12 protein-coding genes are annotated in these 13210 nt (G+C 65.3%); 5 read left to right on the plus strand and 7 right to left on the minus strand.

Features of this window, described 5'->3' with window-relative positions; translation table 11 throughout:
- The first annotated feature begins 92 nt into the window (after nt 1-92).
- Complete coding sequence (locus HPY83_11925) at nt 93-2312, plus strand: hybrid sensor histidine kinase/response regulator (protein ID NPV08650.1); 2220 nt, start codon at nt 93-95, stop codon at nt 2310-2312.
- Here HPY83_11925 and HPY83_11930 read toward each other — a convergent pair.
- From HPY83_11930 to uvrA, 7 genes are all read right to left on the minus strand, one after another.
- Nucleotides 2236-3435: a response regulator gene (locus HPY83_11930; GenBank protein ID NPV08651.1), complete on the minus strand. Its 1200-nt coding sequence runs from the start codon at nt 3433-3435 to the stop codon at nt 2236-2238. The two genes, HPY83_11925 and HPY83_11930, sit on opposite strands and share 77 nt — an antisense overlap.
- A gap of 178 nt (nt 3436-3613) precedes the next feature.
- The gene (locus HPY83_11935; GenBank protein NPV08652.1) at nt 3614-3808 is read right to left on the minus strand and encodes a hypothetical protein; all 195 of its coding nucleotides are present in this window, start codon (nt 3806-3808) and stop codon (nt 3614-3616) included.
- Between the two features lie 60 nt (nt 3809-3868).
- Nucleotides 3869-3961: a hypothetical protein gene (locus HPY83_11940; protein NPV08653.1), complete on the minus strand. Its 93-nt coding sequence runs from the start codon at nt 3959-3961 to the stop codon at nt 3869-3871.
- A gap of 219 nt (nt 3962-4180) precedes the next feature.
- Nucleotides 4181-4348 carry a hypothetical protein gene (locus HPY83_11945; protein ID NPV08654.1) on the minus strand — a complete coding sequence of 56 codons (168 nt, stop codon included), beginning with the start codon at nt 4346-4348 and terminating at the stop codon, nt 4181-4183.
- Nucleotides 4349-4488: 140 nt separating this feature from the next.
- Nucleotides 4489-5772: a tRNA (N6-isopentenyl adenosine(37)-C2)-methylthiotransferase MiaB gene (miaB, locus tag HPY83_11950; protein ID NPV08655.1), complete on the minus strand. Its 1284-nt coding sequence runs from the start codon at nt 5770-5772 to the stop codon at nt 4489-4491.
- Between the two features lie 14 nt (nt 5773-5786).
- A complete protein-coding gene (locus tag HPY83_11955; protein NPV08656.1) occupies nt 5787-7172 on the minus strand; it encodes an NAD(P)/FAD-dependent oxidoreductase in 1386 nt (461 codons plus the stop codon).
- 3 nt (nt 7173-7175) lie between these two features.
- Entirely contained in the window at nt 7176-10067 is a 2892-nt protein-coding gene (gene uvrA / locus HPY83_11960; GenBank protein NPV08657.1) for an excinuclease ABC subunit UvrA, read from the minus strand.
- Nucleotides 10068-10354: 287 nt separating this feature from the next.
- Here uvrA and HPY83_11965 point away from each other — a divergent pair, with 287 nt between their 5' ends.
- Genes HPY83_11965 through HPY83_11980 form a run of 4 tightly spaced genes read left to right on the plus strand, consistent with a single transcriptional unit; the run spans nt 10355 to nt 12987 of the window.
- Complete coding sequence (locus tag HPY83_11965; GenBank protein NPV08658.1) at nt 10355-11110, plus strand: LysM peptidoglycan-binding domain-containing protein; 756 nt, start codon at nt 10355-10357, stop codon at nt 11108-11110.
- A gap of 16 nt (nt 11111-11126) precedes the next feature.
- Nucleotides 11127-11300, plus strand: a complete 174-nt coding sequence (locus HPY83_11970; GenBank protein NPV08659.1) for a hypothetical protein — start codon at nt 11127-11129, stop codon at nt 11298-11300.
- Complete coding sequence (locus HPY83_11975; protein ID NPV08660.1) at nt 11297-12334, plus strand: GNAT family N-acetyltransferase; 1038 nt, start codon at nt 11297-11299, stop codon at nt 12332-12334. The genes HPY83_11970 and HPY83_11975 overlap by 4 nt, the downstream gene beginning before the upstream one ends.
- Nucleotides 12331-12987, plus strand: a complete 657-nt coding sequence (locus tag HPY83_11980; protein NPV08661.1) for a cupin domain-containing protein — start codon at nt 12331-12333, stop codon at nt 12985-12987. Before HPY83_11975 ends, HPY83_11980 begins: the two co-directional genes overlap by 4 nt.
- The last annotated feature ends 223 nt before the right edge of the window (nt 12988-13210 follow it).

Genomic DNA, 13210 nt, shown 5'->3' on the forward strand with positions numbered 1-13210 from the left:
ACGGCTCTCATGGGTCGCTTGCCATACCCGGCGTGCCGCCCATCTGCCGTCTATGTGTCTTCTGACTGCCATGTTTGGCCGCAGGAGGCGATATGGTGATATCTAGCCCGCAGGGCGATCAGGCCGTTGTACGGAGGCCTGCCCGGCTCATGCGAGAGGAGTTGGCCCTGCCGGTACTCAGGCACGTTCTCGGCCTCGGGGGGCTGGCCGCGTTTGTGGGATGGTATCGGCTATCACAGCAGCCGGCGGACACGGCACTCCTGGCTGCCACCCTCGCAGGCACGGTCTTGGTCATCGCCTGCTACAGAATGTCGCTCAGGAATGCAACCTGCGCTGAGCTTCTGCTTCTGGCAGGGGCCACTGGAGTGGTCGCTCTAGCCGCCCACCTGGACGGGTCCCCGGCTCTGCTGACTTGGCTGGCACTGCCGAGCATCGCGGCGGCGCTGCTGTTTGGTCCCTGGGGTGGCCTGGGGTACAGCGGACTGGTTGCGACTGCCGTAGTCCTGCTGCCTGCGGCCGCCGACTGGCCCATACAGCTGCCTCTTGTTCTGTCTGCAGGCGCCCTGATGTCCGTAGGGCTGAGACCTTGGGATCACCTTGTTCATTGGAGTTGGAGCAACAGCCTTCAGGTGACAAGCCTGCTGAGCCAACTGCAAGAGGAGCGCGGGCGGCTGAACCGCACCATCAAGGACCTGGACGCCTCCTACCGTCTCCTGGAGTCTACCAATCGCCAACTCATCTTGGCCCGACAAGAGGCAGACCAGCTGCGCGACCTCCGCCACCGCTTTGCTACCAACTTGAGCCACGAGCTTCGCACCCCGCTCAACATTATCATGGGCTTCAGCGAGCTCGTATACCTCAACCCGAGCCTGTATGGCTACGCCAACTGGAACGACATGCTCCGCCACGACCTGGCCGAGATCCAACGTAACGCCAGCTACCTCTCCCAGTTCGTAGATGATATCGTGGATCTCGCTCGGGTGGATGCCCTCGCCATGCCCGTTCATCGGGAGCCGACCCACCTCGGACAGGTGATAGACAACGTGGTGGAGACGCTTCGCACTACGGCGAGGGCCAAGGGCCTTTCGCTGACGGTTCAGTGCCCCGAAGGGCTGGCCCCCCTCCTGATAGACCCGGTTCGCATAGGCCAGGTGGTCTACAACCTCCTCAACAACGCCATCCGCTACACCGAGCATGGATCCGTGTGCGTGGCCGTGTCATCGGACGAGAGCGAGACGGTGGTGTCAGTATCAGATACCGGGCCCGGCATACCGCAAGATGAGCTAGCCACCATCTTCAACGAGTTCCATCAGATCGCGCGGCCGAGAGGCAACGGCGAGGGCGGTAGAGGTCTGGGACTGGCCATCGCCAAGCGATTCGTTCAGCTTCATGGTGGACGCATATGGGTCGAGAGCGAGCTTGGCCAGGGGTCTACCTTCCGCTTCTCCTTGCCGCTCGCACAGAAGACGGTCACCACCACGTCCCCAGGAAGAGCATTGCCCCTGCCCAGGGAAAGGATCGAGCCGGTGGTGGCAGTGCTGAGCGCCGACGGACTAGGGGCCGCCTACCTGCGGCGCCGGATAGAAGGATTCCAGTTCGTAGCAGTGGAGAGGCTAGACGACCTGACCGAAGCGCAGTACGGCACTGAGCCTATCGCGCTCATTGTGGACACGTCCAGCCTGGCAGGCGAAGACCAGCTAGCACTGCGCGATCCGAAGGCGCTGGGCGGGCTCCCAGTGATATCATGCACCCTGCCAAGCCAGCGATGGCTAGATGATGCCGGCCAGTTCGCCGCCGTCATCTACAAACCTGTCTCGCCGGAGGCGCTGGAGGGCGTGCTCCGCCGTGTCTTGCCTTCTGGGGGCCCACATCGGGTAATGGTCGTCGACGACGACCGGGGCTTCGTTCAGATGATAGGGCGTATGCTCCAGACCACCATGCCCAGCATGGGGTTCACCCCAGCCTACGGGGCCCAGGAGGCCCTGCGGAAGGCCCATCGGGACCGGCCTGATGTAGTGCTCACCGACCTCATCATGCCGGGCAAAAACGGCTTCGACCTGGCTCAAGACATCCGGAACGACCCGGAGCTGCAGGCTGTGCCCTTGGTGGCGGTGACCGCAGCGACTCCCGGCGAAGACGAGTTGGCCATGAGAGGCGGCGATTTCCGCCTTGCCAAGCCGCAGGTCTTTGGAGCAGGAGAGCTGGTGGGGTTGATAGAGCACGCTCTGTGCCTGGCTAGAGGCGAGAGGTACCACCCACCAGAGCCCTGCGAAGCGCAGCCACAAACCGAGGCCGCGACACCGGCTTCGTGAGATAGGCAGCAGCACCTAAAGCCAGACCGAGTTCCTGTTCGTTCACCACTGAACAGATCACTATCGGGATGTCTGCCGTCTCACGGGCTTTGCGTAGCAGCCCTAGCACCGTCCATCCATCCATCTTGGGTAACATCACGTCCAGCACGATCACGTCGGGGCGCAGACTTCGAGCCACATCGTAGGCCCGCCGGGGGTCGCTAACGTGGTGTACCTCCCATTCGGGCCCTGATAGGTACCGGCGGTATAGTTCCACCGCCCCCGCGTTGTCTTCCACCACCAGCACCGATGCTGGACTGGCCTGGTGCAACCGCAGGGCAATGAGTGAGTCTCCGTCGGGGCTCAATCGGAACTCGCATCCCAGCGCCCCCGCCTCAGCGATGCTCTTGAGGTCCTCTAGCCGAGCGATCGCCGGCGCCGTAGGCCCGATTCGGAATATCACCTCAACGGACGTCCCCTCGGCCTCAGGCCAGAGCGTCATCCGCACCCGAGAGTCAGCGGACGCCTGAGCGGCGAAAGCCAGCGCCTGCACCAGAACCTGTCGAAGAAGCGCGGCATCTGCCGTTACAGGTCCAGGTGGTCGGGCTGGAGCACGAAACTCGATCTCTGCGCTCAAGCTCCGCAGCAGGGGTTGGAGAAGGGAGATAGACTCCTCCACTGCGACCATCAAATCCACCAGACTTGGCTCCGCAGCTACATGCTGAAGTTCAGTGTCGACGCCCGCTGCTCGAGTCCCACCCTCGGCTGCCGCGCAGTGCCTGCGACTCTCAAGTATCTGTGTGAGCTTCTCCTCGGCTTGCGCCAGGTCCCGATGGACTTGGCGACGGCTGAGGGAGAGCTCCTCACAGACCTCGTCGATTGTCAGACTGCCGACGTAGCGCAGACTGAGGACATCGTATGAGCGCGATTCGGCAGAGCCGAAGGGCAAACGTCTGGGAGGCCTCAGCACCTCGATGGCCTGAAGCAACTCCGACCGCAAGGCCTCAGCCCGAAGATCGACCCGTGAGATGCCCGCCAGTTCCGGAAAGCGAGATAGCAGCGGAGTCCGAGACAGGCCCACGTTGTCGTTGATGTGGCACAGCGCCTGATGCACTTCGCTGCGCGTCAGAGACTCCTTAGACATGAGGTCCCTCTGCTCATATGATAGCAGTGAACGCGAACGAATGCCATCGTACACCACGCCAATGCTCCAGCCGACCTTCGGCCCTCATCGCGACGTGTGCGGTCGCCGCCTGAGCTGGGCTGTGTCCCGTCAAGTGGTGGAAGAGAGCCGGTGCCTTCGGGCTTGGTTGGGTGCATTTCTAGGCCGCCACCAGAGCCGGATCGGGCTTCGCGGCTGGCTGTCCGATCTTCTTCATGGACGCCTCACTGAAGTAGCGACGCCCCACCAGCCACTCGTCGTTTTGCTGTGCCAGTAAGGCCCCCAAGAGTCGGATGACAGATTGCCTGTTAGGGAAGATGCTCACCACGGCGCTGCGGCGCTTGAGCTCCTTCACATCGTGAGGCCCTAGCGGAACGCTGCACCTCTGCTAATGCTGGATATGCCCCTGGGATAGCTACTTCTGGGCCAGGCACAGCCTTCGATCCACTAGGGCGTAGCCGTGCTTACTGGCGTAGCGGGCCACCACACTGGCCTGGCAGCGGGCCACCTTGCCCAGCGCACCGCAGTACTGGGGTCCACTCCCGCCGATTCCTTGCCCTGCTTGGCAGAGTCACAGCCATCGACGATGTGGACCCCCCGTCTCCACATCGCCCAAGGTCTCGGCCGCCAGCCGCCTGTGGGCTTGGGGAATGGGCTCGTCCTCCTGGGCCTCCTCACTGACGCAGTGCTACATGGCCTGCACGTTGCCGCCCCTCAGGGCCATGGGCTAGATGGACTTGCGCTCCAGAGGCGGCATCTGCCCCTGACGGTACTTCAGGGGCCAATGCCGCCGTTCCCGACGAAAGAACAAGGGGGCGAAGATGGCATGATACGCCGCCAGTTCATCCCCCAACTCCTCTACGTCCCGTGGTATCAGGCCCTCCCGCGGAGGCATGCCCGAATGCAGTGGGTTCCTCGCCGCTGTACCCTCACTCTCGTGCTGCAGGATCCCGTCCAACCAATGTTGCAGCACGACGGGATCGGCCGCCCGAGACCGGGCAAGGCGAAGTAGCCGGCTTCCCCAGCCCACTGCTTTCAACCCCCGGCCTGGACGCTGTAGCGGAGACGGCCCTGCATGGACCAGGGCCCGGTCCAGGTGATCACCGCGTCCACCAAAGCGCCTCGCAGGTCCTCGGGGCTGTCCAGGAAGACGAGCTTGTTGGTGCGAGTGCGGCCCCGCCACTTGCCCCGCACCCGCTCCTCCACCAGCACCTCGACCGTCTGGCCCAGGAGGGCCCGGTTCTGCTCGCCTGCCTGGCGCTCCAGGAGCTGCTCCACCTGCCGCCGGCGTTCCTCTTTCTCCTCGGGGGGCACGTCGTCTTCCAGGCGGGCGGCGGCGGTGCCGGCTCGAGGGGAGTAGCAGGCCACGTGGATGGCGGAGAACCCCACCTCCTCCAGGAGGTCGTACGTCTCTTGGAACTGGGCCCTGGTCTCCCCCGGGAAGCCAACGATCACGTCGGTGGCCAGGGCGACGCCCGGTATGGTGACCTTGATGCGCTGCACCAGCTCCAGGTACTGCTCCCGGGTGTAGTGCCGGTTCATCCGCTTCAGGATCTCGTCGCTGCCCGACTGCAGGGGAAGCTCGAGGTGCTCGCAGACCTTGGGGAGCTCGGCTACCGTTTCGATCAGCTCTTGCGACATGTCCTTGGGGTGGTTGGTGAGGAAGCGCAGCCGAACGATGCCATCCACCGGATGAACCTGGTGCAGGAGATGAGCGAGGGAAGGCTGCCCGGGCAGGTCGCGGCCGTAGGAATCCACGTTCTGGCCCAGGAGGGTGACCTCCCTGGCGCCCCTGGAGGCCAGCTCCTCCACCTCAGCCACAATCTCGCCCACAGGCCGGCTGCGCTCGCGCCCGCGGCGGTAGGGGACGATGCAGTAGGAGCAGAAGTTATCACAGCCTTGCATGATGGTTACGTAACGGGAGACCGAAGACGGGGACGGCGTGGGAGCGCGGCCCGGCCGCTCTGACACTAACTCGGCCAGTTGCTCGTGCGACGACGGGGGCAGCCACAGGTCAACGTAAGGAAACCTAGTGGCCAGATCGTTGTCCCGACCGTCCACTCCCACCAGACACCCCATCACTGCCAGAGTCACCTCCGGTCGGCGGTCCTTCAGCGGCTTGAGGGAAGCGAGCCGACCGAGGACACGATCCTCGGCGCTCTGGCGCACCACGCAAGTGTTGAGCACGATAAGGTCGGCGCTCTCGACGTCCTCTGCCTCCCGGTAGCCCCGGGTCGCTAGCAGTTCCGCCAGCCGGCGAGAGTCGCCCACGTTCATCTGACAGCCGATGGTCCAGATGAAGTAGGTCCTGTCTTCCATGCTTCAGCCCCTGGCTAGCCCAGCCGGCGAGCAATCTCTTGTGCCGCCAGGAGGCCGGAGGCGGCAGCCTGAACCAGCCCCCGGGTGACCCCTGCCCCGTCCCCGGCGGCGAACAGGTTGCTGACTTCAGTCTCCAGGTGCTCGTCCAGCTTCACCCGCGAGGAGTAGAACTTGACCTCCACTCCGTAAAGAAGGGTGTGCCGCGAACAGACTCCCGGGACTATCTCGTCCAGGGCATGGAGGAACTCGAGGATGTTCACCAGGTGCCGGTAAGGAAACACCAACCCCAGGTCTCCGGGGGTTGCCTCGCGCAGGGTGGGCCGGACGATGCCCCGGTCCATCCGCTCCGGAGTGGACCGGCGCCCCATTTCCAGATCTCCCAGGCGCTGGACCAGCACGCCATCGCCCAGAAGGTTGGCCAGCCGTGCCACCGACTGGCCGTACGCCAGTGGGTCGTCGAAGGGCTCGGTGAACGACTTGCTCACCAGTACGGCGAAGTTCGTGTTGTCGGTGCGGCGGCCGGCGTAGCTGTGGCCGTTCACCGTGGTGACTCCGGCAGCGCGCTCGGTTACCACCTCGCCGTAGGGGCAGACGCAGAACGTGCGTACCCTGTCGTCGAACCGGCGGGAGTAGTAGAGGAGCTTGGGCTCGTACATGATGCTGGTGAGGGGCTCGAGCACCGCGGCCGGCAGCTCCACCCGTACCCCCAGGTCAACGGCGTTGCGGTCGAGCCGGAGGCCAAGCCGCTCGGCCTGGCGGCGCAGCCAGTCGGCGCCGACGCGGCCGGGAGCCACGAGGACCGCGGTGGCATGGATGACCGCTCCGTCAGCGAGGACAACCCCCGTGACCCTGCCATCCTCCGCCAAGATCGTCTCTACGGCGCAGCCGGTGCGTATGTGCACGCCGCGTTCCGCCAAGGCAGCGCGCATCCCCTTAAGTATCTCGGCGGTGCGCTCGGTGCCGATGTGACGGACCGGGGAGGTTACCAGTCGCAGGCCGGCTACTGCAGCCCGTTTCTGCCAGGCCTCGATCTGATCGGAGATCTCGCCGTAGACCGGTCCGGTGTCGCCGAACTGCCGGAACGTGTCGTCCACCGTTCTGATGAGCTGCACAGCTTCGGCCTGCCCCACAACCTCGCCCAAGCGGCCGCCCACCTCGGGCGACAGGGTGAGCTTCCCGTCGCTGAAGGCGCCCGAACCGCCCCAACCAGAGGTCAACCGGCAAGGGCTGCAGTGCACGCAGGAGAGGCCTCTCTGACGCGCGGGACAGGAGCGGCTCTCGAGATCGGGCCCGGCGTCCACCAGAAGCAATCGGAGTCGGGAGTTTTGACTCAGCGACAGGGCGGCGAAGATGCCTGCGGGCCCGGCTCCGACGATCACCACGTCGTAGCGGTCTGTCACTGCCTAGCCCCCATCGGTCACATTGGACAGGCCCAGCCGCCGGCGGAGATAGGCGCCGGTATGGGAACCGGCCGTGAGCGCCACTTGCTCCGGAGTGCCCTCCGCCACCAGGTACCCACCCTCCTCGCCGCCCTCTGGCCCCAGGTCAAGGACCCAGTCGGCGGCGCGGATGACGTCGAGATTGTGCTCGATCACCACCACGGTGTTGCCCTGATCCACCAGTCGCCCGAGGACCTGGAGCAGCCGGGCTACGTCTGAGAAGTGTAGGCCGGTCGTCGGCTCGTCCAGGATGTAGAGGCTCCGGCCGGTGTCGCGACGGGAGAGCTCCTTGGCCAGCTTCACCCGCTGGGCTTCACCGCCGGAGAGGGTGGTGGCAGGCTGGCCCAGCTTCAGGTAACCCAGGCCCACATCGGAGAGCATCTTGAGCCGGTTGCGGATCCGAGGGACGTTGGCGAAGAAGTCAGTGGCCTCGTCCACCGTCAGATCGAGCACATCGGCGATGCTGCATCCGCGGTAGCGCACCTCGAGGGCGTCGCGGTTGTAGCGGCTGCCGCCACAGGTATCGCAGGTGACGTACACATCGGGCAGAAACTGCATCTCGATGCGGACCATGCCCTCGCCCTGGCAGGCCTCGCAGCGGCCGCCCTTGACATTGAATGAGAAGCGCCCGGGCCTGTAGCCGCGAGCCTTGGCCTCGGGCAGGGAGGCGAACAGCTGTCGTATGGGGGTGAAGATGCCTGTGTACGTCACCGGGTTGGAGCGCGGGGTGCGCCCGATGGGCGATTGGTCCACGTTCACCACTTTGTCAATGAGCTCGATCCCCTCGATGCCGTCGTGGGCTCCCGGACGAGCCTTGGCCCCACACAGCCGCTGGGCAAGGGCCCGGTACAGGATGTCCACCACCAGGCTGCTCTTACCTGAGCCGGAGACGCCGGTGACGCAGATGAAGCGCTTCAGAGGGAAACGGACGTCCACCCCCTTGAGATTGTGCTCGCGCGCGCCGCGAACCAGCAGGCAGGTGCCGTCGCCAGGGTGCTTGCGCGGCGGCGTCGGGATGGTCAGCTCACCGGACAGATAGCGCCCAGTGAGCGAGTGCGGGTTGGCCATGACTTCGGCCGGGGAGCCCGTGGCCATAACCTGGCCGCCGTGCTCGCCGGCGCCCGGCCCCAAATCAACGATGTAGTCCGCCGCCCTGATAATGTTCTCGTCGTGCTCGACCACGATCACGGTGTTGGCCAGGTCCCGCAACTGCTCCAGGGTGCGGATCAGGCGGTCGCCGTCGCGCGGGTGCAGGCCAATGCTGGGCTCGTCCAGGACGTAGAGCACACCCATCAGTCGGGAACCGAGCTGAGTGGCCAGACGCACGCGCTGAGCCTCACCTCCGGAGAGGGACTCGGTGGGACGGTCCAGAGTCAAGTAATGGAGCCCCACGTTCAGCAGGAAGCGCAGGCGGGATTCCATCTCCACCAGCACTCGCTGGGCCACGGCGGCATCGCGACGGCTGAAGTGCTCCCCATCGCGGGAGTCTTGGAGAGACCGAACCCACTCTGCCAGGCGCTCTATGGTCATGGCGGCCGCCTGGCTGATGTCGAGGCCGGCGACGGTCACTGCCAGGCTCTCTGGTCGCAGTCGCTTGCCCTCGCACACCGGGCAAGTGACGCTGGTCATGTACCGCTCCAGCCGGCCGCGCTCGGCCTCGTCCTCGGCTTCTCGGTAGTGGCGGCGCAGGTAGGGAAGCACCCCTTCGAAAGGCATGCTGAGGCGGTGTTGCTTGCCGTCCCGGCCCACGAAGGCAACCTCGATCAGCTTGGACCGGGGCCCGCCGTAGAGGAGGGTGTCCAGCTGCCGCGGCGAGAGCTTGCTCACCGGCACATCGAGGGGTACATCTAGTTGAGCGCTGACGCTTTCCAGCAGGGCTTCGAAGTAGGGAAGGTGTCGCCGCCCCCTGGCCCAGGGGCGTATGGCTCCCTGGCGCAGAGTGAGACCAGTGTCTGGAATCACGAGGACGGTGTCGAAGTCCATCTGCACCCCGAGGCCGGTGCAGGCAGGGCAGGCACCCTGAGGGCTGTTGAAGCTGAAGGAGCGGGGCTCGATGTCGGCCAGGGAGATGCCGCAGTGCATGCAGGCAAAGCGCTCCGAGAAGTACGTCTCCCGGCCGCTGCCGTCCCCGTTCATCTCCATCAGGACGGCGAACCCATCTCCCAGTCGTAGGGCCGTCTCCACCGAATCGGCTAGGCGCGCCAGGTCCATGTCTTCGGGCCGGGCGACGAGACGATCTACCACCACATCGATGCTATGCGCGCGCTCGGGATCGAGGTGGATTTCCTCCTCCAGGTGGGTCACCACCCCGTCCACCCGGGCACGGACGAAGCCCGCCTTGCGGATCTCCTCCAGGGTCTCCTCGTGACCGCCCTTGCGTGCCGTCACCAAGGGGGCCAGGATCATCATGCGCGCACCGGGCTGCATCTCCAGTATGGCATCCACAATGTCCTGAACACTCTGCTTATGGATCTCGCGACCGCAGCGGGGACAATGAGGGATGCCGACCCGAGCATACAGGAGCCGCAGGTAATCGTAGACCTCGGTGGTGGTGCCCACCGTGGACCGAGGATTGTGGCTGGCGCTGTGCTGGTCGATGCTGATGGCCGGAGACATGCCGTCAATGAAGTCCACGTCCGGCCGCTGCATCTGGCCCAGGAACTGCCGGGCATAAGCGGACAGCGACTCGACGTACCGGCGCTGGCCCTCGGCGTAGATGGTGTCGAAGGCCAAGGTGGATTTGCCCGAGCCAGAAGGCCCCGTCACTACCACCAGCCTGTCACGCGGTAGAACGACGTCGATGTTCTTGAGGTTGTGCTGCCGAGCCCCGCGTATGACGATGGCCTTTTCGGTCATTCCTATCTCTGGGTTTTGCATATGTGGCATCACAGGCACGGCTGGTAAGACCTGCAACTTGACATTGTATCATCCCCGCGAAGCCTGCGGCAAAGGGCCGACGTCCAGCGTCGCCCACAGCACCGCTGGGCAGGATCGGAGAGGCCCCGCTCCCGAGGCCTAGGCTGCTGGTGGTGGGGCGACGGTGGGCGGGCGTGCCGGGAAAGGTGCGTCCGGAGGTGGCGTAAGCCGCCCCAAGACCCATATAATGAAAGGCCAGTTGATGGGAGCGAGTTGGGAGGCAGGCCGTGACCAGGCAGCAGGCGGTGGCGCTTGTGATCTGCAACGCCGTGGTATCGCTGGTCATTAGCCTCACGGTTGTGTTGGTCTTTGAGCGCTATCGGACGGTCCCCACGCCGGAGGGCGTGGCGTTGGCGCAGGCCGCGGCGGCCACGGAACCGCTCGCGTTCGATGGCACCCCGATAACCGGCCCCACTGCCGAGCCCCTTCCCCAAATCACCTACGTGGTCAAGAGCGGCGACAGCCTCGGTTCAGTGGCATTCCAGTTCGGGGTGACGCTCGACGCTCTCATGCAGGCCAACGGCATCGAGAACGCCAACTACATTGTCGCCGGGCAGTCTCTGGTGATCCCCGTCAGTGGACCGGCGCCGGCAGCCACAGCTACCCACCGACCGCCTCCCACCATGGCGCCGGTAGCCACCCCTGGCAGCGGGGAGGCCCTTGTCGCCATTGAATCCGTCAGTGGTGCTGGCCGGGTGGATGAGGAGTACGTCAGGCTGGTGAACCGGGGAGCTCAGGGCGTGGCCCTAGAGGGCTGGGTGCTTGAGGATGAGGACGGGCACGCCTACACCTTCCCTAACCTGTTCCTGTGGCGGAACGGCACGGTGTCGGTGCATAGCACCTTTGGCAACGACTCGGCTACTGACCTGTACTGGGGGCTGACCGAAGCGGTCTGGAGCAATCCAGAGGAGAGGGTCCGTCTCCTGAACGCGTCAGGCGAGTTGGTGGCGGAAGTGAAAGTGGGAACGGCCGATGCCGGATGATGGCCGGCGGCGCCAGATGAAAGAAGCGGTGCGTCAGATCGTGGTAACTCGGGAGCGCACCCCTCGCGGCCCCCGGTGGGCGGCGGCCTGGCGCCGAGTGCTCCTGCGCTACGTGGGCGAGTTGGAGAGACGCAAGGCGCGCCCGTTGGACGCGGTGCCGCCGGCCCAGAATCATTCGGAGCGCAGGTGACCACCGTGGCGGCCATTGGTGTGCCTACGGGCGTGTGCACCGGAATACGGCCCTTCAACCCCTTCCGGGACTTGCCTCAAGTGACCCGCCTTCTGGCCCAGGTATTCGGGCCGGAGCTATCGGTCGAGTCCAGCTCGACGGCTCGGTTGGTGCGCTGGATGAGGCGCTTCCCCTCGCTGGGGTGGCTATGGATGGGTTTCGATGCCTGGTTCGATGGCAATCTAGGCGGATACGTCTGGGTCTGCGGCGACAAGCTGGTGGGCAACGCCAACATCGCGCCGGTGGGCGTCACTGGGCGCCAGTGGGTTCTGAGCAATGTGGCGGTGGAGGAGGGTTCCCGCGGACGGGGCATAGGACGGCAGCTGGTGGAGGCCAGCCTCAGGTACGCCTGGCAGCGAGGCGCCGACCAGGTGCTACTGCAGGTGTGGCAGTCTAACCGGCCTGCCCTGCGCCTGTATGAGTCCTTTGGGTTCCGGTTGTCGGGCAGGCTCTGGCGGCTGGGGTTGGAACCCGGCCGGCGCCTGAGGCCGCCAGTGGCGCGCAGCGATGAGAGACTGGCCTGGCGACGCGTGCGAGGTGGGGACCTGGAAGCCCTGAAGGGCATGGTGGCAGCCATGCTTCCCCACAAGCTGCGCCTGCTGCGCCCTTCCCCAGTGAGCGCCTTCCAGGAGGGGCTGTGGCAGAGGTTGCGCCGAATCCTGGCCGGTTCGGTCACGGGGACGGTGCCCATGAGGCGGGTGCTCTTGAGGGACGGTCGAGTCGTGGGCGGGCTGGCGCTGACGCCGGTGGAGAAGGAGCGAGCGCGACTGACGGTAGTACTGATGCCGGACCCCTCTGAGGACACTGCGGCGGCGGTGGTGTCGCAGGTCACGACGCTGACGGCGGACCCCACGCTGGATCTTCTGGTGGACCTGCCCGAATCCCTGGACCGGCTGCGAGTCGCCCTGGTGCAAGTCGGGTTCGAGGAGCGGGATGCCCTGTTACAGATGAGCCTGGAGAGGCCGTATCGAGCCGAGTGGGACCTGGCGGTGTGATCAAGATCAGCGTTGACGAGTACGCGGCCAAGTTGACCCGGCCCTTCTTGATGGCGAGCTTGGCCACGGTGGACCACTATCTGATCAGCGCCTATTCGTGTTTCGGCGCCATGGCATGGCACCGTCACCTGGACGAGGATGAACTGTTTCTGGGCTACAGCGGCACAGCCAGCATCGAGACCAGTTGGGGGAGTGCCCAGCTTTCAGTAGGGGAACTGGTTACGGTGCCCAAGGGGCTTCCTCACCGATCCACATCTGGGGTGCCGGCGGTGTTGCTGCTGGTGCAGACGCGCGGCCTCGCCAGTCGGCGTAACGGGCACCAACCGTGCCAGGGCCTGGCGAAAGGCCAACTGCGGAAGGTGTCAGTGGCCCAGGAGGCGGCCCGTCTGACGGATGTCTTTCAGCCGCGACGCATCGCAGTCAGCGATAGCCTGGGGGTAAGCGTCCAGATCTGCCTCGGGTCCCAGGAATGGCACGCTCATGAGGGCGACCAGCTGGTCCTGTGCCACTACGGCCAGATGACGGTGGAAGGTGTGGGACAGACGGAGCGGATCACTCGGGGCGAGTTGGTGGTTCTACGGGCGGGCGAGCACCATCGGGTGGTGTCACCGGAGCCGTCTACGGCCGTGACCATGGCCCAGATGCGGGACTGATGAGGATGGAGCAGCACTCGGGGCGGGTCCTACGGCGGCAGGAGAGGGTCGGCGCTCCGACCGAGCGAGGTAGCCTCCTTGGTCCCTGGGCGGAGCCAGGGCTTTTCAGTGCTCTGACAGGAGCGGCCAGTTATGTTATGCTAGTGGCAATCTGAGGCTGAGGTTGGGGCGATGGTGGATGAGACAGGGGAGGAAAGCCTGCTGGAGGGGTTGGCGCGGCTTC

This window comes from Anaerolineae bacterium (assembly GCA_013178015.1).
In the GTDB taxonomy this organism is placed as follows: Bacteria; Chloroflexota; Anaerolineae; order DRVO01; family DRVO01; genus Ch71.

Bases quoted from the DNA above. Each gene is read 5' to 3' on its own strand.
- HPY83_11930 (NPV08651.1), bottom strand. From the start codon at position 3,435: ATGTCTAAGGAGTCTCTGACGCGCAGCGAAGTGCATCAGGCGCTGTGC.
- HPY83_11925 (NPV08650.1), top strand. From the start codon at position 93: ATGGTGATATCTAGCCCGCAGGGCGATCAGGCCGTTGTACGGAGGCCT.
- HPY83_11970 (NPV08659.1), top strand. From the start codon at position 11,127: ATGAAAGAAGCGGTGCGTCAGATCGTGGTAACTCGGGAGCGCACCCCT.
- HPY83_11945 (NPV08654.1), bottom strand. From the start codon at position 4,348: ATGCCTCCGCGGGAGGGCCTGATACCACGGGACGTAGAGGAGTTGGGG.
- miaB (NPV08655.1), bottom strand. From the start codon at position 5,772: ATGGAAGACAGGACCTACTTCATCTGGACCATCGGCTGTCAGATGAAC.
- uvrA (NPV08657.1), bottom strand. From the start codon at position 10,067: ATGACCGAAAAGGCCATCGTCATACGCGGGGCTCGGCAGCACAACCTC.